At 71.1% G+C, this 22,010-nt stretch carries 25 protein-coding genes; 16 read left to right on the top strand and 9 right to left on the bottom strand.

Going from position 1 to position 22,010, the window contains the following annotated elements; genetic code table 11:
- Positions 1-96: 96 nt before the first annotated feature.
- Positions 97-315 (top strand): hypothetical protein, encoded by a 219-nt coding sequence (locus EMA17_RS08330; RefSeq protein ID WP_126636271.1) that lies wholly within the window; start codon positions 97-99, stop codon positions 313-315.
- Here EMA17_RS08330 and EMA17_RS08325 read toward each other — a convergent pair.
- Positions 312-1,577 carry a tyrosine-type recombinase/integrase gene (locus EMA17_RS08325; RefSeq protein ID WP_126636270.1) on the bottom strand — a complete coding sequence of 422 codons (1,266 nt, stop codon included), beginning with the start codon at positions 1,575-1,577 and terminating at the stop codon, positions 312-314. The two genes, EMA17_RS08330 and EMA17_RS08325, sit on opposite strands and share 4 nt — an antisense overlap.
- A 499-nt stretch (positions 1,578-2,076) precedes the next feature.
- Here EMA17_RS08325 and EMA17_RS08320 point away from each other — a divergent pair, with 499 nt between their 5' ends.
- Positions 2,077-2,931, top strand: coding sequence for a Bax inhibitor-1/YccA family protein (locus tag EMA17_RS08320; RefSeq protein WP_126636269.1), 855 nt, complete (start codon positions 2,077-2,079; stop codon positions 2,929-2,931).
- 180 nt (positions 2,932-3,111) lie between these two features.
- On the opposite strand, the gene EMA17_RS08315 is transcribed toward EMA17_RS08320, so the two are convergent.
- Positions 3,112-3,345, bottom strand: a complete 234-nt coding sequence (locus EMA17_RS08315) for a DUF4287 domain-containing protein (RefSeq protein ID WP_078975854.1) — start codon at positions 3,343-3,345, stop codon at positions 3,112-3,114.
- Between the two features lie 109 nt (positions 3,346-3,454).
- On the opposite strand from EMA17_RS08315, the gene EMA17_RS08310 reads away from it, so the two are divergent.
- Complete coding sequence (locus EMA17_RS08310) at positions 3,455-3,886, top strand: hypothetical protein (protein WP_126636268.1); 432 nt, start codon at positions 3,455-3,457, stop codon at positions 3,884-3,886.
- Positions 3,887-3,905: 19 nt separating this feature from the next.
- Here EMA17_RS08310 and EMA17_RS08305 read toward each other — a convergent pair whose 3' ends face one another.
- From EMA17_RS08305 to EMA17_RS08295, 3 genes are all read right to left on the bottom strand, one after another.
- Positions 3,906-4,496: a hypothetical protein gene (locus tag EMA17_RS08305; RefSeq protein ID WP_218042730.1), complete on the bottom strand. Its 591-nt coding sequence runs from the start codon at positions 4,494-4,496 to the stop codon at positions 3,906-3,908.
- Positions 4,497-4,707: 211 nt separating this feature from the next.
- Positions 4,708-5,928, bottom strand: a complete 1,221-nt coding sequence (locus EMA17_RS08300) for an acetyl-CoA C-acetyltransferase (protein WP_126636266.1) — start codon at positions 5,926-5,928, stop codon at positions 4,708-4,710.
- 157 nt (positions 5,929-6,085) lie between these two features.
- The gene (locus EMA17_RS08295; protein WP_126636265.1) at positions 6,086-7,207 is read right to left on the bottom strand and encodes an SGNH/GDSL hydrolase family protein; all 1,122 of its coding nucleotides are present in this window, start codon (positions 7,205-7,207) and stop codon (positions 6,086-6,088) included.
- Positions 7,208-7,532: 325 nt separating this feature from the next.
- Between EMA17_RS08295 and EMA17_RS08290 the strand changes: the two genes are divergently transcribed.
- From EMA17_RS08290 to EMA17_RS08270, 6 genes are all read left to right on the top strand, one after another.
- Positions 7,533-8,909: a cystathionine beta-synthase gene (locus EMA17_RS08290; protein ID WP_126636264.1), complete on the top strand. Its 1,377-nt coding sequence runs from the start codon at positions 7,533-7,535 to the stop codon at positions 8,907-8,909.
- A gap of 153 nt (positions 8,910-9,062) precedes the next feature.
- The gene (locus EMA17_RS08285; RefSeq protein ID WP_126636263.1) at positions 9,063-9,632 is read left to right on the top strand and encodes a GNAT family N-acetyltransferase; all 570 of its coding nucleotides are present in this window, start codon (positions 9,063-9,065) and stop codon (positions 9,630-9,632) included.
- An 80-nt stretch (positions 9,633-9,712) separates the two neighbouring features.
- Positions 9,713-10,357: a helix-turn-helix domain-containing protein gene (locus tag EMA17_RS08280; RefSeq protein ID WP_246126533.1), complete on the top strand. Its 645-nt coding sequence runs from the start codon at positions 9,713-9,715 to the stop codon at positions 10,355-10,357.
- Positions 10,358-10,367: 10 nt separating this feature from the next.
- Complete coding sequence (locus EMA17_RS55260) at positions 10,368-10,490, top strand: hypothetical protein (RefSeq protein WP_268812492.1); 123 nt, start codon at positions 10,368-10,370, stop codon at positions 10,488-10,490.
- A gap of 90 nt (positions 10,491-10,580) precedes the next feature.
- Complete coding sequence (locus EMA17_RS08275) at positions 10,581-10,901, top strand: hypothetical protein (protein ID WP_078975846.1); 321 nt, start codon at positions 10,581-10,583, stop codon at positions 10,899-10,901.
- Between the two features lie 344 nt (positions 10,902-11,245).
- A complete protein-coding gene (locus EMA17_RS08270) occupies positions 11,246-11,488 on the top strand; it encodes a chaplin (RefSeq protein WP_126636262.1) in 243 nt (80 codons plus the stop codon).
- A gap of 133 nt (positions 11,489-11,621) precedes the next feature.
- Here the strand turns inward: EMA17_RS08270 and EMA17_RS08265 are convergent, their stop codons facing one another.
- Positions 11,622-12,392: an SDR family NAD(P)-dependent oxidoreductase gene (locus EMA17_RS08265; RefSeq protein ID WP_126636261.1), complete on the bottom strand. Its 771-nt coding sequence runs from the start codon at positions 12,390-12,392 to the stop codon at positions 11,622-11,624.
- A gap of 330 nt (positions 12,393-12,722) precedes the next feature.
- Between EMA17_RS08265 and EMA17_RS08260 the strand changes: the two genes are divergently transcribed.
- Positions 12,723-13,214 (top strand): Asp23/Gls24 family envelope stress response protein, encoded by a 492-nt coding sequence (locus tag EMA17_RS08260; protein WP_126636260.1) that lies wholly within the window; start codon positions 12,723-12,725, stop codon positions 13,212-13,214.
- 90 nt (positions 13,215-13,304) lie between these two features.
- Here the strand turns inward: EMA17_RS08260 and EMA17_RS08255 are convergent, their stop codons facing one another.
- A complete protein-coding gene (locus EMA17_RS08255; protein WP_126636259.1) occupies positions 13,305-14,363 on the bottom strand; it encodes a hypothetical protein in 1,059 nt (352 codons plus the stop codon).
- A gap of 176 nt (positions 14,364-14,539) precedes the next feature.
- Here EMA17_RS08255 and EMA17_RS08250 point away from each other — a divergent pair, with 176 nt between their 5' ends.
- Both EMA17_RS08250 and mqnC read left to right on the top strand, forming a co-directional pair.
- Positions 14,540-15,424, top strand: coding sequence for a menaquinone biosynthetic enzyme MqnA/MqnD family protein (locus EMA17_RS08250; RefSeq protein WP_126636258.1), 885 nt, complete (start codon positions 14,540-14,542; stop codon positions 15,422-15,424).
- Positions 15,425-15,536: 112 nt separating this feature from the next.
- A complete protein-coding gene (gene mqnC / locus EMA17_RS08245) occupies positions 15,537-16,727 on the top strand; it encodes a cyclic dehypoxanthinyl futalosine synthase (RefSeq protein WP_126636257.1) in 1,191 nt (396 codons plus the stop codon).
- A 126-nt stretch (positions 16,728-16,853) separates the two neighbouring features.
- On the opposite strand, the gene EMA17_RS08240 is transcribed toward mqnC, so the two are convergent.
- Positions 16,854-17,075, bottom strand: a complete 222-nt coding sequence (locus tag EMA17_RS08240) for a hypothetical protein (RefSeq protein ID WP_126636256.1) — start codon at positions 17,073-17,075, stop codon at positions 16,854-16,856.
- Positions 17,076-17,154: 79 nt separating this feature from the next.
- Here EMA17_RS08240 and EMA17_RS53870 point away from each other — a divergent pair, with 79 nt between their 5' ends.
- From EMA17_RS53870 to EMA17_RS08220, 4 genes are all read left to right on the top strand, one after another.
- Positions 17,155-17,853, top strand: coding sequence for an LAETG motif-containing sortase-dependent surface protein (locus tag EMA17_RS53870; RefSeq protein ID WP_246126532.1), 699 nt, complete (start codon positions 17,155-17,157; stop codon positions 17,851-17,853).
- An 86-nt stretch (positions 17,854-17,939) separates the two neighbouring features.
- Positions 17,940-19,184, top strand: coding sequence for an amidohydrolase family protein (locus tag EMA17_RS08230; protein WP_126636255.1), 1,245 nt, complete (start codon positions 17,940-17,942; stop codon positions 19,182-19,184).
- 437 nt (positions 19,185-19,621) lie between these two features.
- Positions 19,622-20,323, top strand: coding sequence for a demethylmenaquinone methyltransferase (locus EMA17_RS08225; protein WP_126636254.1), 702 nt, complete (start codon positions 19,622-19,624; stop codon positions 20,321-20,323).
- 95 nt (positions 20,324-20,418) lie between these two features.
- A complete protein-coding gene (locus tag EMA17_RS08220) occupies positions 20,419-21,729 on the top strand; it encodes a geranylgeranyl reductase family protein (RefSeq protein WP_126636253.1) in 1,311 nt (436 codons plus the stop codon).
- 52 nt (positions 21,730-21,781) lie between these two features.
- Here the strand turns inward: EMA17_RS08220 and EMA17_RS08215 are convergent, their stop codons facing one another.
- Positions 21,782-21,973: a DUF397 domain-containing protein gene (locus EMA17_RS08215; protein WP_126636252.1), complete on the bottom strand. Its 192-nt coding sequence runs from the start codon at positions 21,971-21,973 to the stop codon at positions 21,782-21,784.
- Positions 21,974-22,010: the final 37 nt, after the last annotated feature.

The following is a 22,010-nucleotide window of genomic DNA, read 5'->3' as shown; positions in this document are numbered from 1 at the left end:
AGCACGCTGACGTATGGTGATCCAACCTCACGGGCGTTCGCACGAGCGTTCGACCAGGGAGTTTGGTCGAGCCTCGAAGAAATGAGGAGGGGGAGCTTGGTCACCAATCCCGTCCGACTCCAGCGCGAACCGCTGGAGCCGGGCATCTACGTCACACCGGTCCAACTTCCGGACACTGACGTATGGATCGTCCCCCAAGCAGACATCCGGCCGGAGTTGGCGGCGGCACTCGGCACCGCCATCACCGACGCGATCCGAACAGCGGTCATCGAAGCAGTCAACGAGTTGAGGAACGGCGCCACCAAGCAGGACTAGGCGGCGAACAGCCGCAGTTGCGGGGTTCCAATCCCTGTCAGGGTCGCCTCAACGGCCGCGAGCATCACGTCATCGATATCGGGCAGCAGGTGCCCGTAGGTGTCGACGGTGGTCTGGATGGACTCGTGGCCGAGGCGACGCTGGATCGCAGGCAGCGGTGTGCCAGCAGAGATGAGCGCCGCGGCGTGCGAGTGCCGCAAGTCGTGCGGCGTCGGCTCCTTGTCCAGCCCCTCGCGCAGAGCTTGCTGAAGGGCCCGATCCCAACGGTCGCCGAACGACGAGTAGTGCAACCTGTTGCCAGCGGTATCCACCAGGAGTAGGCGCCGCCGTTTCCCGATCGGATCTCCCTGCCTGCCCGCCGCCATGTCGGAGAGCTCGTCCAGAGCGTCGTCAACGGTCGAGGTGACGGTGAGGGTTCGGCGGCTGCGCTTGGACTTCGGGGCGCCCATGTAATAGGTGCCGTCGTCGCGGCGTTTCCATGCCCGCTGGATACGCACGGCCGGACGATGGCCCAACTTGACGCGGTCCTGGGGTTGCAGTGCGGTGAGTTCTCCATATCGAACCCCCGTTCCGTACGCGATTGTTGACGCGAGCTGGTCCGTCCGCCGGTTGAAACAGGAGATGAACAACGCCACCTCGTCCGGCGTCAGAAACGTCGCCTCATCCTCGATCTCGTCGTCAACCCGGGGCAGGGTTATGCCGACGCACGGGTTGCGGGTGCGGATCTGCGGGTCGTGGTCGACGGCGGCCTGGAGGATCGAGGACAACAGACCGTGGACGTTGCGGACGGTTTTAGGGCTGACGGTTTTGATCCGCGGGGTCCCGTCGGGATTCTTCCCTTTGACGTAGGTCGCCGACTCCATGCGGACCAGCCACAGGCGCACGGCCTCGGTGTCAATGGTGTCGTTGACCCTCACGTTCGCCTCGCCGAACGTCGGGAACAGCCATCGTTCGGCGTCACGCAGGTAGTCCGAACGGGTACGCGATTCCACTCCCGTCCGGCTGTTGATCACCCGACGCGCCCAGTCTCGAAATGTGATCGGTGCATCGGCGACAACCGCCGCCGTGGACGGGTCGACGAACCCGTGCCCGCGGATCCACCCGGCTGGTGCCCGGCCGCCGTTCGCCTCGACCAGCAGCTTGAACGCCTCGGCCTGGACCGGGTCGTCGAATGACTCCGAGGGCTGCTTGCCGTCCTCGCGCCACAGCACGGTGTAGGTGATGCCGCCGTCCGCCCGGACCCGCTCTCGAATGCTCGCCATGTGACGCAGCGTAGATCAGGACCAAGATCGGTGGCGTTGATTCTGTCAACACGATCACCGGCCAGTACCGATCCATCCGCCCCTGATTGGCATCGATGCCTGCTCGTTGACCTGCATAAACGCTAAAACCGCAGGTCACAAGATCGCTCGGAACGGGTTCGAGTCCCGCTCCGGGGACCAGATGATCATGGCTCTGACCTGCAAGAACGCCGTATCGTTGCGAACTCGCGACGGCGGGCCTCGGTGGTCTGGACCACCAACCGGATGATTTCCCGGGCCCGCGGGCCACCCACGCACGCGAACAGCGCCGGGTGCTCCCGCGCCTACAGCGATCGGCTTCGCGATGGATTCCATCCGACTTTTTATGACCGGACAGTGACCACGGGCACAAATCGCGTGTCCGAGGACGTTGAGGGGGAAGGATGGAGCCCCCGGGAGCTTTACTCGGGGATTACTCTCTTAAGCCACGACCCCCACCCGGGGGCATGGAGGAGATGACATGAGGAGCAGCAACCCGGTGCTCACGCGGCGGGGGGCGTTCGAGACCGGCCGGCAGCAGCAGGCCGGCTACGGAGCGCCGCAGCCCGGGCCGCAGGGCGCCCCGTTCGGTGGGCCGCAGCAGCCGCCGATGCAACCGATGACCCCCGAGCAGCTTCAGGAGATGTACCGGGCGCAGTCCGCCGGTCCGCTCCAGACCGGCCGGATGACGATCGACGACGTGGTCGCGCGTACCGCGATGACGCTGTTGACGGTCGTCGTCGCCGGTGCACTGTCGTGGGCCTTCCTGCCGTTCGAGAACTTCGGCTGGGCGGTCGGCGCCGCGTTGGCGGCGTTCGTCGTCGCGATGGTCCTGACCTTCAAGCGGGAGATCAGCCCGGCCCTGGTGCTGACCTACGCCGCGCTCGAGGGTGTCTTCCTGGGCGCGATCAGCCACGCGTTCGAGCAGCAGTACAGCGGCATCGTGGTTCAGGCCGTGCTCGGCACGGCCTCCGTGTTCGTCGGTGTGCTGGTCGCGTACAAGTCCGGCTGGATCAAGGTGACGAGCCGCTACGCGCGGATCGGCATGGCGATCGCCATCGGCTTCGTGCTGCTCTCGCTCGTCAACGGTCTCGCGATCCTGATCGCCGGCGGCGACGGCCTCGGCCTGCGCAGCGGACCGCTCGGCATCGTGATGGGCATCCTCGGCATCCTCATCGGTGCGTTCTTCCTGTCCCTCGACTTCAACGAGATCGAGCAACTGGCCGCCCAGGGCGTCCCGGAGAAGGAGGCGTGGCGGTCGGCGTTCGCTCTGACCGTGACGCTCGTGTGGATCTACATGGAGGTCCTGCGCCTGCTGTCGATCCTGCGGGACTGACGCGGGTGACGGGCCGCGGCCCGACAACGCGAAAACGGCGGTGCTCCCACTCGGGGGGCACCGCCGTTTTCGCGTTCGCGGGATCGGCGGAGGATGCGGCGGATGTGGTGTCTGCGTGCGATCAGCGTGACGGGGGTCTTCGACGGGGGGCCGACAGCGGATCGGCCGCGGGTCGGCGGATCAGCTGACTCCGCCCGGCGCGTGCCGGCGGCGCTCGTGTTCGCGGACGATGGCGAGGGCGTGGCCGTGTCCGAGGTTGTGCTCGCCCTGGAGCCAGGAGACCCGGTCCTCGAACCGGGAGAAGGCCGGACCGGCCTCGATCTCGCGGAACCATTCGGGGAGTTCGCGGCCGGTGCAGGCGGGCACCCGGGCCACGAGGTTGCGGTGGGTCTCTTCGGAGAAGTGCAAGGACATAAGCGCCTCCGGTGAGCGTTCCGTTACCCGAGCGTGCATGACGGGCGAACGGTTGGCAAGCGGTCGAAGCCGGCCCACGCGCGGTGCGCGCGCTGGGTACGCTCCGGTTATGTCGTCCCGCATCCCCATCCCGCCGGTCGGGAAACCGTCCGCTTCCCTCACGGTCGATCTGGGCCCGTTCGTCAAGGAGTCCGGCGCGGTCGCCGACCGGCTCCGCCACCTGTCCGAGGCCCGGCTCAAGGCCCCGCTGACCGCCCGTCAGGAGGGCGTGCCGAGCCGGGCGGGCGCGGCGCTCGCGCTGGCCCAGTGCCTGGCCGACCTGGCCGCCGCGGTGGAGGGCGAACCTCGGCGCGAGGTGCCGGACCTGGGGGTGTTCGTGGTCGGCGACCAGATCGCGGTGACCTCGGGGGATCTGGCCGCGGCGCTGGAGCCGTTGGCCGAGGAGCACCCGCTGGGCCTGGACGACGGCGAGCCGGCGACGGCGGGTGATGTGGTGCGCCGGGCGCGGGAGATGGTCCGGGAGCTGGCCGCGGCGATCTGACGCCCGGCCGCGGCGCCGGCTATGCCGGGGGGCGTACGTACAGGCGGTCGGCGAGGGCGTAGGTGGTGTCCTCGTCCAGGCCGAAGGTCAGCGTCCAGCCGCCGCCGATCTCCGAGGTGCCGAGCAGTCGGACCGGGCGACCCAGGGACAGCGCGATCTCGATCAGCGTGGTGGCCTCCGGGTCGCCGGGCATCACCACCAGCGAACTGCCGTCGGCGAAGTCCAGCACGTCCAGGCCGCCGGCGCCGGCGGGCGAACCGGTGCGCACGCGCGTGACCGGGGTGCCGCCGGCCACCAGGCCGGTGAGGTAGCCGGCGGTCAGGTGGGTGGGCAGCAGCGGGGTCAGGTTCTCCGAGGGGTGTGGGCGGCGGGCGCCGTCCTCGTCCGGCTCGGGGCGGTCGTCCGGGAGGTCGTCGCGCGCGTGCCCCGGCACGGTCAGCGGCGGTCGCTCCGGCTCGCGGCTGCGGAAGAGGTGGTCGACGAACGCCTGGTCCCAGACCTCGGCGCCGGCGCGGGCCCGGCGGCGTCGAGCCAACCGCCGCACGACGGTGGTCACCGCGACGGCGCACGCCGCGGTGAGCAGGACGGGGACGATGTACACGTTCGGCATGATCCGCAACCCTCGGCCGACCCGGAGAACCCTTCCCCTCCAGGGTCGCGCCGTCGCCGCCTTGCCGCCAGGGCGCGACGTCCCGACGGGACGGGATCTCGGACCCGCGTGGCGGGGCGGGTGCGGCGAGCGAATCGCCCCGCGCGGCCGGCCCGGGGTGACCCGGACCGGCCGCGCGGGGCGTCGGTTCGACCGAGGCGGTTCGTGCGGGTCAGCTCATGCGCTCCAGCACCATGGCCATGCCCATGCCGCCGCCGACGCACATGGTCTCCAGGCCCCACTGCTTGTCGTGCCACCGCAGCGAGTTGATCAGCGTGCTGGTGATCCGCGCGCCGGTCATGCCGAACGGGTGGCCGATCGCGATCGCGCCGCCGTTGACGTTCACCTTGTCCAGGTCGAAGCCGAGGTCCCGGTAGGACGGGATGACCTGGGCGGCGAACGCCTCGTTGATCTCGACCAGATCGATGTCGGCCGAGGTCAGGCCGGCGCGGGCCATCGCGATCCGCGAGGCCTCGACCGGGCCGTAGCCCATGATCTCGGGCGACAGGCCGGACACCGCGGTGGAGACGATCCGGGCGAGCGGGGTCAGGCCCAGCTCGCGGGCCTTGGTGTCGGACATCACGATCACCGCGGCGGCGCCGTCGTTGAGCGGGCACGCGTTGCCGGCGGTGATCGTGCCGTCCGGGCGGAAGACCGGCTTGAGGCCGGAGACGCCCTCGAGCGTGGTGCCCGCGCGCGGGCCGTCGTCCTTGCTCACCACGGTGCCGTCGGCCAGGGTGACCGGGGTGATGTCCTCGGCCCAGAAGCCGTCGGCGATCGCCTTCTCGGTGCGGTTTTGCGAGCGCACCGCGAACTCGTCCTGCTCGGCGCGCGAGACGCCCTTGTGCTGGGCCAGGTTCTCCGCGGTGAAGCCCATCCCGATGTAGACGTCGGGGAGCAGTCCGGCCTCGCGCGGGTCGGTCCAGGTCGTGCCCTGCTCGACGGCCGCGGCGGTGCGGGCCGCGCCCTCGGCGAAGAGCGGGTTCTTGGTGTCCGGGATCGAGTCGCTGCTGCCCTTGCCCCGGGTGCTGGTGACCATCTCGACGCCGGCGGAGATGTACGCGTCGCCCTCGCCCGCGCGGATCGCGTGCATCGCCATCCGGGTGGTCTGCAGCGAGGAGGAACAGTAGCGGGTGATCGTGGTTCCGGGCAGGTGGTCGTAGCCGAGCAGGACCGAGACGTTGCGGCCCATGTTGAAGCCCTGCTCGCCGCCCGGCAGGCCGCAGCCCAGCATCAGGTCGTCGATGTCCTTCGGGTCGAGCGCCGGGACCTTGTCCAGCGCGGCGCGGACCATCAGGGCGGTCAGGTCGTCCGCCCGCAGGTCCTTCAGCGAACCCTTGAAGGCGCGGCCGATCGGGGAACGGGCGGTGGCGACGATGACTGCTTCGGGCATCGGGACTCCTATGTGGTCTTCGCGGCCGTCGGTACGAGGACCCCGCGAGGACTCTCGTCGGTACGGATGCGCAACTGACGCTTGAAGTTACTGCCTGGTAGCCGAAAACGGGAGGGGTGGATCGTGCGACCTGTCCCACGCCCGAACTGACGGCCAGTCAGATTTCCTCCGCCACATTACCCCGGACGTCCTCGAATGGGCTCGACAGACCCGAACCGCCGTCCGCCCCGGGCCTCCCGCCGTGCGTTCCGGACCCCTCGGCGGCCTCGGAAGGGCTCTCCGGGTCCACCGTGGCGGGCGTCGGGATCTGCTGCCGCCGACGGTGTCGAAGCAGCGCCCAGCGCCCGCGCGGGCCGCGTTCGCGACCGCCCACGTCGGTGCCGGCCACCTCGGTGCCGCCCTCGGCCGCGGCCTCGATCGCGGCCTGCGCGATGGGCAGCACCCCCTCGCCGCGGAAGCTGTCCGGGCGCACCTCGTCCAGCGGCCACAGGTCGAGCGCGGCGCACAACGACGGCAGCGAGGCCATCGCGGCGGTGGCGTAGCCCTCGATCGAGGGGTGGAAGCGGTCCGGGCCGAACATCGCCTTGGGACGGGCCAGGAACTCCGGCCCGAGCAGCGCGCCGAGCGAGACGGTACGCCCGCCCGCCTCGACCACCGCGATGGTCTGCGCGGCGGCCAGATTGCGGCTCCACTGCCGGGCCAGGTAGCGCAGCGGCTGCGCGATCGGCTCGATCGTGCCCAGGTCGGGGCAGGTGGCCACGACCACCTCGACGCCGGAGGCGATCAGGCGGCGGGTGGCCTGTTCGAGGTGGCGCACCGACTCGGCCGGGCGCATCCGGTGGGTGACGTCGTTGGCGCCGATCATGATCATCGCCACGTCGAGCTCGTGCCGCAGGGCGAGCGTGACCTGGCGCTCCAGGTCCGAGGACTGGGCGCCGGACAGCGCGACGTTGACCAGCCGCACCGGCTGTTCGGCGACCGCGGCCAGGCCGGAGGCGAGCAGCGCGCCGGGGGTCTGCATCGGATCCTCGACGCCGAGGCCGGCGGCGGTGGAGTCGCCGATCACGGCGAAGACGATCGGCTCGCCGGGCTGGTCGCCGTACTCGCCGTATACACCGTCGGCGGTCGGCGGTTCGCCGTCCGGCTCGCCCACCGTGCGGCGGGCCATCTTCGCCTCGGTGTACAACACCGCGAACATCGCCCCGGTCAGCACGCCCACACCGCCACCGCCGAACGCGGCGGCGGCGGCGACCCGGCGGGCCATCCGGGTGCGCATCATCGCCGTGCTCCGCGGCCTGCCGTCGTGTCCAAGGCCTCGGTCTCCTCCCCGTCACGGACTCCACGCCGACCCTAACCGACCGTCAGGTTCGTCGGCGGGTACCGAGCGGCGCGCCGGCGCGGGCGCGTTGGCCCGGGTCCGCGCGGCCTTGCGCCGCCGAACGGCACGGGTGCCCGCGCGGACACCCGCCGCGAGGCGGGCGAGCGGCCGGCACGGCCATCCGCCCTGGAGATCGAAAGGGGCCACTAGGCTGGGAGAAGTTCGCGCAATGTGAGGATTTCGGGCCATCCGGCCCCGGCTGATGCGCACTCATGGCGGAGGTTCCGTGCGGTACCACGAATCCATGCTCGACCTGATCGGGGACACCCCCCTCGTCAAGCTCAACTCCGTCACCTCGGGGTTGTCGGCGACGGTGCTGGCGAAGGTCGAATACTTCAACCCCGGCGGTTCGGTGAAGGACCGTATCGCCGTGCGGATGATCGACGCGGCCGAGCAGTCGGGCGCGCTGCGTCCCGGCGGCGTGATCGTCGAGCCCACCTCCGGCAACACCGGCGTCGGGCTCGCCATGGTCGCGCAGCGGCGCGGATACAAGTGTGTGTTCGTCTGCCCGGACAAGGTCAGCATGGACAAGATCAACGTGATGCGGGCGTACGGAGCCGAGGTGGTGGTCTGCCCGACCGCCGTCGACCCCGAGCACCCCGACTCGTACTACAACGTCTCGGACCGGCTGGTGCGCGAGACGCCCGGCGCGTGGAAGCCCGACCAGTACTCCAACCCGGAGAACCCGCAGTCGCACTACCTCTCCACCGGCCCCGAGCTGTGGGAGCAGACCGACGGCCGGATCACCTGCTTCGTGGCGGGCGTCGGCACCGGCGGCACCATCTCCGGGACGGGGCGGTTCCTCAAGGAGGTCTCCAACGGCGGCGTGCGGGTGGTCGGCGCCGACCCCGAGGGCTCGGTGTACTCCGGCGGCAGCGGTCGGCCGTACCTGGTCGAGGGCGTCGGCGAGGACTTCTGGCCGACCGCGTACGACAGCGCGGTGCCGGACGAGATCATCGCGGTGTCCGACCGGGACTCGTTCCTGATGACCCGTCGGCTCGCCCGCGAGGAGGGCCTGCTCGTCGGCGGCTCGTGCGGGATGGCCGTGGTCGCGGCGCTGCGCGCGGCCGAGCGGCTGGGTCCCGACGATGTGGTCGTGGTGCTGCTGCCGGACTCCGGGCGCGGCTACCTGAGCAAGATCTTCAACGACGAGTGGATGGCCGACTACGGCTTCCTGGACGCGGACCAGGGCGAGGCCACGGTGGCCGACATCCTCACCCGCAAGCAGGGCGACCTGCCGGCGCTGGTGCACGTGCACCCGGAGGAAACGGTCGGCGACTCGATCGCGGTCCTGCGCGAGTTCGGGGTCAGCCAGATGCCGGTGGTCAAGCCCGGTGCCGGGCACCCCGACGTGATGGCCGCCGAGGTGGTCGGCTCGATCGCCGAGCGCGACCTGCTGGACGCGCTGGTGGCCGGCCGGGCGTCGGCGGGCGACCCGCTGGAGAAGTTCATGTCGCCGCCGATGCCGGTGATCGGCTCCGGTGAGCCGATCGCACGGCTGGCGCGGGTGCTGGAGCAGGCCGACGCGGCGCTGGTGCTCGTGCACGGCAAGCCGCAGGGCGTGGTCACCCGGCAGGACCTGCTCGGCCACCTGGCGGGCTGAGTCGCCCGCGTTTCGCCACCGGGGCACGACGTCATCGGATCGGTTCACCGAGGACACGTCCACGTAGTCGACGCGTAACACCGTCTCGACACCGTGGGGGTTCGACGGGGACGGATCGCGAGGACCGCTCCGGTGGCGAAAGGCGGTGCGGTGATGGAGACGACGACTGCGGCGATTCGGGGTCGGGCCAGGCTCACCATGGTGGGTGGGTCCGGCGTGGGCGAGTGGCCCGCGCGGGTGCGGGTGCGTACGGCCCGGATCGAGGACGCCGCCGAGGTCCGCGCGATGCACGAGCGGTGCTCGCCGGAGACCCGGCGATTGCGCTACTTCACCTCGGCGCCGCGATTGCCGGAGAGCGCCCTCGGTCGGCTGCTCGTGCCGGCCGACGGGCTGAGCCTGGTGGGGGTCGGCCCCGACGGGGCGATCGGCGCGCTGGCCACGCTGTTCCACCCCGCGGGGGAGCGGGTGGGGGAGGTGGCGCTCATGGTCGAGGACGGGTGGCAGCGGCACGGCCTCGGTACGGCGCTGCTGCGCTCGCTGGCGGAGCACGCGGCGGCGCGCGGGGCGACCGGGCTGCGGGCGCACGTACTGCCGTGGAACCGACGGATGCTCGCGTTGTTCGAGCGGGCCGGGCTGGCCGGCAGGTGCGGTTACGAGGACGGGGTGGTGCTGGTCGAGGCGGAGCTGCCGCTGGGGGCGCTCTCGGCGGGGCGGTGCGCCTGACGCGTGAGGGGCCGGATGGCGAGTTTGCCTCTGAGGCAAGTTAATTGCCTCTCCGGTCGGCACCTGCCTAGTCTCGAGGCATGGTCGCTCCTCCAAGTTACGACATCGGCGATCCCGACCCGGAACCCACCGACCCGGAACCCGCCGAGGCGGTGCCGACCGGGCTCGGTGACCGACTGCGCGCGGCCCGGCTGGCGAACGGCTTCAAGCTCGACGAGGCCGCCCGGCTGACCAGGCTCTCCGTCGCCTACCTCTCCCGGCTCGAACACGAGCGCCGGCAACCCTCGTTGCCCGCGCTGCTCACCCTGGCCCGGGTGTACAACACCACCGTCTCCGAACTCCTCGGCGAGGACGCCGCGGCGACCGAGCCCGTGGTCCGCGCCCGTGCGGCCGAGCCGGTCGAGGCGCACGGCTGGACCTACTGGCGCGTGGGCAGCCCGCGACGCGGCATGCAGGCGCTGCGGGTGCGGGTGCCGGCGGGGCGGGCGGACGGGCCCGGCCGGGTGCATCCGGGCGAGGAGTGGCTGTACGTCCAGAGCGGGCAACTGCGGCTGACCCTGGACGGGGCGACCCACCTGCTCGCGCCCGGCGACGTGGCGCACTTCGACTCGGGCCTCGCGCACCGCATGGAATCGGCCGACGCGTATCTGCCCGTCGAGTTCCTGATGGTCCACGCGGCGCCCGCGCTGGTCGCGTTCTCGCCGTGCCTTCCCGCCCACATATGAGGAGTTCGCCGTGATGGAGAGCGAGAAGAGCCGGGCGACCGGGATGTGGATCCGGATCGCGATCTACATCCTCGGATTCTCCGTGGTTTTCGGGGCGCTGATGTTCACTGCGGTGACGTACGGCCACCGCTGAGCGCACGAGCGTCGCCACGGCGCGTCGGCGCGGCCGCGCGCGGCGCGTCAGCGCGTCGGGGGTCGGTCGTGGGCCCGTAGGCTCGCGCCCATGGAAAACCCGACTTCCTCCGAGTCCACGACCCGCTACATCCGGCTGAACCTCGAGATCGTGCTCGAGGTCACCGACGCGGACGCGCTGCGCGCCGCCGCGTTGGACAGCGTCAAGGCCGACGAAGAACTGTCCTCCGGCGACCGGGCCGACGCCATGGCCGCGATCGAGAGCGACCTGGCCGAGTCCGTCTCGTACCTGATCGACCCCTTCAGCCTGGTCGAGGAGATCGCCGGCACCGAACTGAGCGAGGCCGGCTGGCAGTCCGAGGGCGCCGAATACCTGCCCGAGGACGACGACGAGGACGACGAGGACGCCTGACGCGCCCGGGGACGCACCCGTTCCGTCCCGGTCGCCTCGGCCCGGCCTCCGATTCCCACGCACCCCGACCCGCGCACCGAGTCCGTCCGTCCCCGCGCCCCGCAGAGCCCCGGCTTCGCGGGGCGCGGTCCGTTGCCGCCCGACCGCGTGGTGCGCCGACCGTCGGGCGCGCGCCCCGTCGGGTGGGTGGTGCGCCGGCGCCCGGCGCCGGCGTACGGCCCAAGCGGGGGTCCCCGTAGGGGTGAATCGGCCGCGAACCGGGCGGTGGGGCGTTGCCCATCGGCGTGGGCTTCGTTGTCCCACGTGCCGCATCCGTTCGTGCGGCACTGTGACATGGAGGAAGAATGAACACGGTCAAGAAGGCGGCCTTCATCACCGTCGCCGCCGGTGGCATCCTCGCCGCGGGCATCGGTGGGGCCAGCGCCAGCTCCGACGCGGACGGCGCCGCCGTCAACTCCCCGGGTGTCGCCTCGGGCAACAACATCCAGGTCCCGGTGCACATCCCGGTCAACCTGTGCGGCAACAGCATCAACATCGTCGGCCTGGTGAACCCGGCGTTCGGCAACACCTGCATCAACGGCGGCTGAGGCTTCGCACCATCGCGGTGGGCGCTGTACGGGACAACCGGTCCCGGGACGGCGCCCTCTGGCGTTTTCGGGCCGGTCCCGGGTGCCGGGCGGGTCGAGGCGACCCGCCCGGCACCCGGGACCGAAGTCCCGCTCAGGCGTGCGTGCCGCCGTCGATGCGCAGCGACGTGCCGGTGACGAACTTGCCGTCGTCGGAGGCGAGCGCGGCGATCATGCCCGCGATCACGTCCGGGTGCGCCATGCCGTCGCCGATGATCGGCATCAGCTTGCCGAACAGCTCCCAGTCGGCGTCCTCCGGAACCTGGTTCGGGGTGTCGTCGACGATGCCGCTGGAGATGCTGCCGGGCGCGACGTTGACCGCGCGCAGCCCCTGGCGGCTGTACTCCAGGGCGATCGCGTGGGTGAACGCGTCGATCGCGCCCTTGCTGGCCGCGTAGGCCGCCATGTAGGGGTGCGCGAAGCTCGCCGAGGTCGAGCTGAAGTTGATCACCACGCCGTTGCCGGTTTCGAGCAGCGCGGGCAGCGCGGCGCGGGTCATCAGGAACGTGCCGGTCAGGTTGATCGTGATGATCTGGTTCCACTTGTCCAGCGGGAAGGTGTGGGTGTGCCCCGCCCGCAGGATGCCCGCGGCGTTGACCAGCACGTCCAGACCGCCGAACCGCTCGACGGCCTCGGCCACGCCGGCGCCGACCGCGGCCTCGTCCGACACGTCCAGCACGCCGGTGGTCAGCCGGGCGTCGAGGCCCTTCTCCGCCGCCATCGCGCGGGTCTTGTCCAGCCCGTCGGCGTTGACGTCGACCGCGTGTACCGAACCCGCCTCGCTCAGCAGCCGCAGCACCGTGGCCTGGCCGATGCCCGAGCCGCCGCCGGTGACGATGACGCGCCGATCCTGGAATCGCTCCACAGTGTTTCCTCCTTGGCCGGGGTGCAGGGGTCCCATCACAGGCGGTTCCCCATGCGGGAGCAAGCCTCCTGAACGGTTGGCCGGGAGTGAAATGAAACATGTTCCCGTCGCTCGACAGGACCGCCGGACCGCCGATAGGCAGCCGCCGGAGCGCGGCCGGACGATCGCGGGACCGCCGCCGGGCCGTCGATCCGGGCTCGCGCGCGGCCCGGTCGCGGCCGATCGGATTAATTCGCCCGGATTGCGTGAGGAACCGACCGGGAAGGGGTCACACCTGTGTGAGGGGAGCCCCCACCTCTCACGAACGCGGCGAAAGACGAGGTTCCAGTCATGGCAGACGCACCCACCCGCCCGGCGACCGGGAGCACCACGAGCCCGGAGCGCGTCGAGCGCCTGTCGACCGGAGCCGCGCACCTCACGGAGGTGACCGCGCTGGCCACCGACCGCGGCCGCACCTCGATCGCGGACGGCGTGGTGGCCAAGGTCGCCGGGCTCGCGGCCCGCGAGATCCCGGGGGTGTACGCGCTGGGCAGCGGCGTCTCGCGGGCCTTCGCCGCGATGCGCAAGGCGGTCCCGGGCGGTCGCCCCGACGTCGCGCGCGGGGTCAGCGTCGAGGTCGGCGAGAAGCAGTGCGCGGTCGACCTGAGCCTGGTCGTCGAATACGGCGCGCCGATCGCCGAGGTCGCCGCGGCGGTACGCGACCACGTGATCGAGTCGATCGAGCGGATGACCGGCCTGGAGGTGGTCGAGGTGGACATCTCCGTGGACGACATCCACATCGAACAGGACGACGACGAGGGCTCCACCCGCAACCTGGCCTGACCCGGGAACGCCGCGAGGGCGGGTCGGGGATCGTCCCCGTCCCGCCCTCGCTCGCCGACGCGGATCGCTCGGCGGACCCGCGCGCGGCGGTCAGCGCCGCCGACCGCGCATGCCCAGCCCGACGGCGCCCACCACGATCATCACGATCGAGGCCGCGAACACCGACCAGGACATCGTGTCCAGCGAGTCGGTGAACACGCCGTAGACGGCCTCGATGCCGTCCCGGTTCAGCGTGTTGCGAGCGGCCAACTCGTCGGCGACCGGACCGCTCGCGGCGTTGACCAGGATCAGCAGCAGGCCGCTGGTGACGAACAGCCCGACGCCGGTCATCACCAGCGCGCGGAACCGGTTGACCGCGACCGCCAGGCCGATCACCAGGAGTACCAGGGCCAGGATCGGCAACCACCGACCCGCGTCGTCCACCGCTTGGAGCGCGTCCCGACCCTGCTTCGCGTCGGAGGCGTGCGGCAGTTGCGCGAGGTCGATCGGGATGCTGGTCGGCAGGCCCGCCTTGGAGACCGGGATCCCGGCCCTGTTCAACTGCCCCACGATCGCGTCGATCGGGCTCTTCAGGTTGACCACGACGTTGTCGCCGTCGGTCTGCACGTTCTTGCCGTCCCGGCCGAGCAGCGAGGACAACACCACGTCGTGCGCGGTGGAGACGCCGTCCTTCCAGACCGCCTTGAACGTCGGCTTGGCGATCTCCTCGGTCACCGCCGTCTGCACCACCTGGCGCGGCACCTGACTCCGGACCCCGGGCGGCAGTTGCCGCATCACCTCGTCGGTCATCAGCCGCGCGACCTCGCTGCGGATCGCCGACTCGTCGATCAACTCGACCGCGTTGTCCGTGAACCCCTGGTCGGAGACCACCTCCCAACGCAACCACAGCGCGGACAGGGCGGGGATCGACAACAGCACGGCCAGCACCAGGCTGATCCCGGCCACGGTGCCGCGCAACGCGCCGAACGCGGGTCGGGCGGGCCCCGGTCGCGGCGGCGCGCCGTGACCGCCGGCGGGCGCGCCCGGGCCGCCGGGGTGGTACGCGCCACCCGGGTCGTACGGCGGTGGGGCCGGTGTGGCCGCGTAGGGCGGGGGCGGGGGCGGGTAGCCGCCACCCTGGCCCGGATACGAGCCCGGGGACGAGTGCATCGCGCTTCCTCCGTCGTAGTCGGCGGACCGTCGTGCGGTTCGGCCCGGTTCCGGAAGGGTCTCACCCGCTTTCCGCTGCCACTGCCGCATGCCCGGTGTTGTGCCTGTTCGGTGACACCGCGGATACCGACCGGGTCGATACGGGTGATCCGCGGGGCCGGGCATAGCCTGCGGGGATGGACAGTGTGGACAACGCACCGCAAGCCGGCCGCCGGCGACCCCGGGTGGGCCATATCCAGTACCTCAACTGCCTGCCCATCTATTGGGGCCTGGCCCGCACGGGCACGCTGGTGGATCTGGAGCTCACCAAGGACACGCCGGACAACCTCAACGACGCCCTGGTGCGCGGCGACCTCGACATCGCGCCGATCAGCGTCGTCGAATACCTGCGGCACGCGGACGACCTCGTGGTGCTCCCGGACATCGCGGTGGCCGCCGACGGGCCGGTGATGTCGGTCATGCTGATCAGCCAGGTGCCGATCGAGGAGCTGGACGGCTCCCGGGTCGCGCTGGGCTCGCAGAGTCGCACGGGGGTCCGGCTGGCCCGGCTGCTCCTCGAGGAGAAGTACGGCGTACGGCCGAAGTTCTTCACCTCGGCGCCCGACCTGGGTCTGATGATGCAGGAGGCGGACGCCGCCGTGGTGATCGGCGACGTCGCGTTGCGCGCGACGCTCTACGACGCGCCGCGCCTGGGCCTGAAGGTCTACGACCTGGCCGAGGAGTGGAAGCGGTGGACCGGGCTGCCGTTCGTGTTCGCGGTGTGGGCGGCGCGCCGCGATTTCCTGGCCGCGCATCCCGCCGAGGTGCGCGAGGTGCACCGGGCCTTCCTGGAGTCGCGCGACCTGTGCATGCGCGAGGTGGACAAGGTCTGCGAGCACGTGGCCCGGTGGGAGGCGTTCGACGCGGCCACGCTGGAGCGCTACTACACCGAGGCGCTCGACTACTCGCTGGGCGCGCGCCACCTGGCCGGGATCGCCGAGTTCGCCCGCCGTACCTCGCACGACACCGGGTATCCGGCCGACGTCCGGGTGCGGCTGCTCGACGCCGCGCAGGCTTCGTGAGCGCGCCGGATAGGCTCGTTCGCGAGCTTTTGTTCGGCTCGGGGTCGGTACACCGGCCTCGGTTCCACACGCAGTCGTTCCACTCGTATTCGTTCCATGCGGAGGCTTCCCCGTGATCAGCGATCTCCAGCCGGTCCTGGACCGGGCCGCCGACGGTGGGCGGATCACGCCCGAAGAGGCACTCGCGCTGTACGTCCACGCGCCGCTGCACGCGCTGGGTCGAGCCGCCGACGCGGCCCGCCGCAAGCGCTACGCGGACACCGTCGACATCGCGACGTACATCATCGAGCGCAACATCAACTACACGAACGTGTGCGTCACCGCGTGCAAGTTCTGTGCCTTCTACGCCCCGCCCAAGAGCGAGAAGGGCTGGGTCCGGGAGATCGACGACATCCTGCGCCGCTGCGCGGAGACGGTCGAACTCGGCGGCACCCAGATCATGTTCCAGGGCGGGCACCACCCCGACTTCGGCGTCGAGTACTACGAGCGCTCGTTCGCCGCGATCAAGGCCGAGTTCCCGCAGCTGGTGATCCACTCGCTCGGCGCGTCCGAGGTCGCGCACATGGCCAAGGTGTCCGGGGTGGGCATCGAGGAGGCCATCTCGCGGATCCACGCCGCGGGCCTGGACTCGTTCGCGGGCGCCGGCGCCGAACTGCTCCCGGAGCGCCCGCGCACCGCGATCGCCCCGCTCAAGGAGTCGGGCGAGCGCTGGCTGGAGATCATGGAGACCGCGCACGGCCTGGGCGTCGAGTCCACCTCGACGATGCTGATGGGCACCGGCGAGACCAACGCCGAGCGGATCGAGCACCTGCGGATGATCCGCGACGTGCAGGACCGCACCGGCGGCTTCCGGGCCTTCATCCCGTACACCTACCAGCCGGAGAACAACCACCTGAAGGGACGCACCCAGGCCACCCTGCTCGAATACCTGCGCCTGATCGCGGTCGCCCGGCTGTTCCTGCACAACGTCGCGCACATCCAGGGCTCGTGGCTGACCACGGGCAAGGAGGCCGGCCAGTTGACCCTGCACTACGGCGCGGACGACCTGGGCTCGGTCATGCTGGAGGAGAACGTGGTCTCCTCCGCGGGCGCCAAGCACCGCTCGAACCGGATGGAACTGCTGCACCTGATCCGCGCGGCCGGCCGCGTCCCCGCGCAGCGCGACACCACGTACAACCACCTGATCGTGCACGACGACCCGGCGAACGACCCGGTGGACGACAAGGTGGTCTCCCACCTGTCCTCCACGGCCCTGGCCGGCGGCACCGCCCACCCCGAACTCAAGGTCGTCGACGCGCGTTAATCGAGGGTTGACGGAGCAGTTGGACCCTGTGTAAACCTTCCCTTGCCATTGGATGACCCGCCGTTCCTTCGAACGAGCGGGTTTTCCGTTTCTCGCAGGGGTGGGGAATCACTGCATGTCACGTTTTCACGTGAAGAAGATCGCCGCGTTCGGGATTGCGGGCGGAGCCCTTGTGGCCGGTTCGATGGGCCTGACCGGAACGGCTTCGGCGGCGGATGTAATCACGATCACGCCATCCACGGCGACGATCGCGCCGGGCGGGAAGAACCTCGATCTCGTCATCACGACTTCGGTGCCGGTCGAGTTGAGCTTCACGGGTACCGGGGCGGGTTCCTTCGGCTGGTCCATGTATGGGCAGTGCGAGTGGGTCGAGAGCACCCGCAAGGAAACGTGCGCACCCGGAGCCGACGGAAAGATCGTCGTTCCGGTGGGCACGGAGGAGGGGAAGGAAGGCGAGAAGGTCACCTTCATCGCCCAGGCGGTCAAGGGTGACGCCAAGGCCACTGCCGTGCTGACCTATGGAAAGCCGGTCGACGAGGCTGATCTCCACATCGAGAACCCCAGGTCGTTCACGTACCTCAACCCGGGTGGCGAGTTGGGCAAGGACTTCGCCATCGAGTACTGGGACGGGCACAACAAGAAGGCCGACGCCAACATCACGGTGACCGCGGTCAAGGGGATCAAGTTCTCCCAGGCGCCCGAAGGCTGCCGTCTGGACGGCGCGGGATTGGTGGTCACCTGCGCCAAGACCGGCGTGGCAGGCGGCATGCCGAGCTGGCTGACCGGCTTCAAGGGCACGATCTCCGGCAACGAGCAGATCCTCGAAAGCCGGATCACCGGCCCGCTGCCCGACAGCGAACCGAAGAACAACGTCGACCGCACGGTGTACTCGTACCGGGTCGACCCGACCGTGCCGAACACCAAGCCCACCGAGGTCAAGCCGACGGGCAAGCCCGCGACGCCCCGACCTGAGGTGAACAAGCCGACCAAGCGCCCCGAGTTGGCCGAGACCGGCGCGGACGACGACAACACCATGGTGATCGGCGGGGCCGCCGCCGCTCTCGTGGTGGTCGGGGCCGGTGGTGTGCTGTTCGCGCGCAAGCGCCGTGGGACGCACCAGGCTTAGCCGCGATTCGTGCGACACGGACCGCCGTCGGGACCTCACCCGACGGCGGTTCCGTGCGTTCGGGCGGGGCTTGGCAGGATGGACGCATGTCGTTGACGTTGCATGTCGCACCCGTTGTCCTGTCGATGGTCGACGCGGAGCCCATTCGTGACGGTGCCGTGCTCGTGGAGGACGAGCGCGTCGTCGCGGTGGGACCGCGGGCCGAGTTGGCCGCGGAGGGGGCGCGGGAGCGGGTCTGGCGCGGGGTGCTCACGCCGGGCCTGGTGAACGCGCACGCGCACCTCCAGTACACCGACTTCGGCGATCTCGCGTTGTCCGGGCTGGCGTTCCCGGACTGGATTCGGGTGCTGATCGAGCGGCGGGCCGACTTCTCCGAGGTGATGTGGCAGGAGAGTGCCCGCCGCGGGGTGCACCACATGTTGCGCTCGGGGACCACGGCGGCGGCGGATGTGGTCTCCGACCCGTGCGTACTGGTTCCGGTGGGCCGGTCGGGGCTGCGCGGAATCAGCTACGTCGAGGTGATCGCGGACGACGCGATGTGGGCGGGCGGGCGCCGCGAGGCGTTCCTGGACACGCTGCGCGGGGCGAGCGGCGGGCGCGAGTTGGGCGTGTCGCCGCACACCCCCTTCACGGTCGGGACGGCCGTGTTCGCCGAGTGCGTGAAGATCGCCCGCGAGCGCGGACTGCGGCTGCATCCGCACCTGGCGGAGACCACGCACGAGGTGGAGTTCGTCCGGCACGGCACCGGCCGGTTCGCCGAGGCGAACCGCGCGACGGGGCTGGCCCTGGAACTGCTCGACGGCGGCAGCGGCGGCAGCCCCGCGACCTACCTGGACGGCTTCGCCGGGCTCGGCCCGGACGTGCACGTCGCGCACGGCGTGCACCTGGGGGCGGAGGACCGGGCGCTGCTGCGCGGGTACGGCACGGCCGTCGCCCTGTGCGTGCGCTCCAACGCGATCCTGGCGGCGGGCGAGGCGCCGGTGGCGGACTACCTGACCGAGGGCTCGCCGCTGGCCCTGGGCACCGACTCGCTGGCCTCCTCGCCGTCCCTGGACATGTGGGAGGAGGCGGCGGCGGCCCGCGAGGTCGCGGTGCGGCAGGGATACCGCGCCGACGACCTGGATCGGCGCCTGGTCGAGGCGGTCACGGTCGGCGCCGCGGCGGCGATGGGCGGTCTGGACGGGGCGGGCACGCTGCGTCCGGGCGGCCTCGCCGACCTCGCGGTGTTCGACGTACCGACCGAGGGCGACCCGTACGCGGCCCTGCTCGCCCACGGCACCGGCTCGTGCGTGGCCACCGTGCTCGGCGGCCGGCTCGTGCACCGGCGCTGACGGCGCCCGAGGGCGCCGGCGCGGGATCGGACGGGGTCCGATCAGGCATGGCCGGCCGAACCGGGGGCAGGCGCCCGGTCGACAAGACAGGGTTTCCCGACCACTTCCGACGCGGGCACCGCCCGTGCGGAACGAGGAGGCACACCATGTCCGTTGGTACTCGAATCCGTTCCCTCGTCCATGCCGTGACCCCGCACCGCAGGCGCCGCCGCACCGGTCGCGGTCGTGGCGGCGGCGTCGGTGTCGGCGTGCGCATCGGCCGGATCGGCGGCGGCGTCGGTGTCGGCCGGCGCCGCGCCGGCGGCCGTGCCGGGCGTCGCTGAGCGTCGGACGCCGACACGAGATCACCGGGCGGGTCGCACGCACCACGCGACCCGCCCGGTGCGTCGCCCGCCCCCAGGACCCGGGCACGGTCCCGGCCGCGAGATGATGGCCGGGTGACCCGAGCCTCCCTGGACAAACAACCGCGTGAAGTCGCGTCGATGTTCGACGCGGTCGCGGCGCGCTACGACCTGACCAACACCGTGCTGTCGATGGGCCAGGACCGGTCCTGGCGCAAAGCCGTCGCGCGGGCCGTGGACGCGCGCCCGGGCGAGCGTGTGCTCGACCTGGCGGCCGGCACCGGCACCTCCTCGCTGCCCTTCCGGGACGCGGGCGCGGACGTGGTCCCGTGCGACTTCTCCGTGGGCATGCTCCGCGAGGGCAAGCGCCGGCACCCCGAGTTGGCGTTCACCGCGGGCGACGCGACCCGGCTTCCGTTCCGGGACGCCACCTTCGACGCGGTGACCATCTCCTTCGGGCTGCGCAACGTCAACGACACCGAGGGCGCGCTGCGCGAGATGTTGCGGGTGACCCGCCCGGGCGGGCGCCTGGTGGTCTGCGAGTTCAGCCGGCCCACGTGGGCTCCGTTCGAGACGGTCTACGTGGAGTACCTGATGCGCGCGCTGCCGTCGGTGGCCACCGCGGTGAGCAGCAACCCGGACGCGTACGTCTATCTGGCCGAGTCGATCCGCGCCTGGCCCGACCAGGCCGGACTGGCCGCGATCGTGCGTCGGGCGGGCTGGGAGCGGGCGGCCTGGCGCAACCTCACCGGCGGCGTGGTCGCGCTGCACCGGGGCTTCCGACCGACCACCGGGTGACCACGGGCCGGTTCCCGGCCCGCTGCTCATAGACTTGTCCGGCCGGAACCGTCCCGGTTTCGGCACTGCCGCAGAGACTTCCAGGGGAGTCGTCCGTGACCGACGCAGCGCCCGTCACAACCACCAAGCGCGCCGACTCGACGCATGAGGCCGACGTCATCGTGGTCGGGGCCGGTCCGGCCGGATCGACCACGGCGTATCACCTGGCCAAGTCCGGCGTGAGCGTGATCCTGCTGGAGAAGACCGCGTTCCCCCGGGAGAAGGTCTGCGGCGACGGGCTCACCCCGCGCGCGGTCAAGCAGTTGATCGCGATGGGCGTGGACACCTCGGTCGAGGCCGGCTGGCTGCCCAACAAGGGGTTGCGCATCCTCGGCGGCGGCATGCGGCTCGAACTCGACTGGCCGGATCTGGCCAGCTTCCCGGCACACGGACTGGTCCGCAAGCGGGCCGACTTCGACGAGATCCTGGCCCGCCAGGCGGCGGCCGCGGGCGCGAAGCTGTACGAGCGCGCCAACGTCACCGGCCCGATCCTGGACGAGCGCACCGGCCGTATCGTCGGCGTCAACGCGCGGATGAACGGCTCGAAGGAGGAGACCGTCTTCCGCGCGCCGATCGTGGTCGCCGCCGACGGCAACTCGACCCGGCTCTCCCTCGCGATGGGCCTGCACCGGCGCGAGGACCGGCCGATGGGCGTCGCGGTCCGCACCTACTTCACCTCCCCGCGCAGCGATGACGACTACCTGGAGTCGTGGCTGGAGCTGTGGGACCGCCGCGACGGCCAGGAGAAGCTGCTGCCCGGCTACGGCTGGGTGTTCGGCATGGGCGACGGCACCTCGAACGTGGGCCTGGGTCTGCTCAACACCTCGGCGGCGTTCAAGGACATCGACTACCGCGACCTGCTCAAGGGTTGGGTCGCGGGCATGCCCGAGGACTGGGGCTACACCGACGAGAACCAGCAGGGCCCGATCCGCGGCGCGGCGCTGCCGATGGGCTTCAACCGCCAACCGCACTACACCAAGGGCCTGTTGCTGGTCGGCGACGCGGGCGGGATGGTCAACCCGTTCAACGGCGAGGGCATCGCCTACGCGATGGAGTCGGGCGAGATCGCGGCCCAGGTGATCACCCAGGCGGTGGCCCGCCTGACCCCGGAGGGCCGCGAGCGGGCGCTGTACGACTACCCGCGCATCCTCAAGCAGACGTATGGCGGCTACTACACGCTCGGCCGGGTCTTCGTGAAGCTGATCGGCGACCCGAGGGTGATGAACTTCGCCACCAAGCACGGCCTGCCCCACCCGATGCTGATGAAGTTCGTGCTCAAGATGCTGGCCAACCTCACGGACCCCAGGGGCGGCGACGCGATGGACCGCATCATCAACGGCATGGCCAGGATCGCCCCGGCCGCGTAGTCGCGCGAGGCCCCGCCGGCCCGACCGTGGGCGGGCGGGGCCGGCGTTGCGCTCAGACGCGCAACGAGGCGGTGAGCGCCGCCCACGAGGCCGCGCCGATCACGAGGTGGCCGACGCCGGGGTCCTTGGAGTCACGGACGGGAACGACGCCCGGGAAGCCGTCCACCACTTCGACACAGTTCCCGCCGTTCTCGGAGCTGTGGCTCGACTTGCGCCAAGTGGCGATCGGTTCCGGATTCGGCATTTCTCGTATCCCTTCATTCCTGTGCCGGGCTGCTGAG

The organism is Embleya hyalina, from assembly GCF_003967355.1.
In the GTDB taxonomy this organism is placed as follows: domain Bacteria; phylum Actinomycetota; class Actinomycetes; order Streptomycetales; family Streptomycetaceae; genus Embleya; species Embleya hyalina.
Note: the sequence above shows the minus strand (reverse complement) of the source record. Positions and strands in the feature narration are given on the sequence as shown.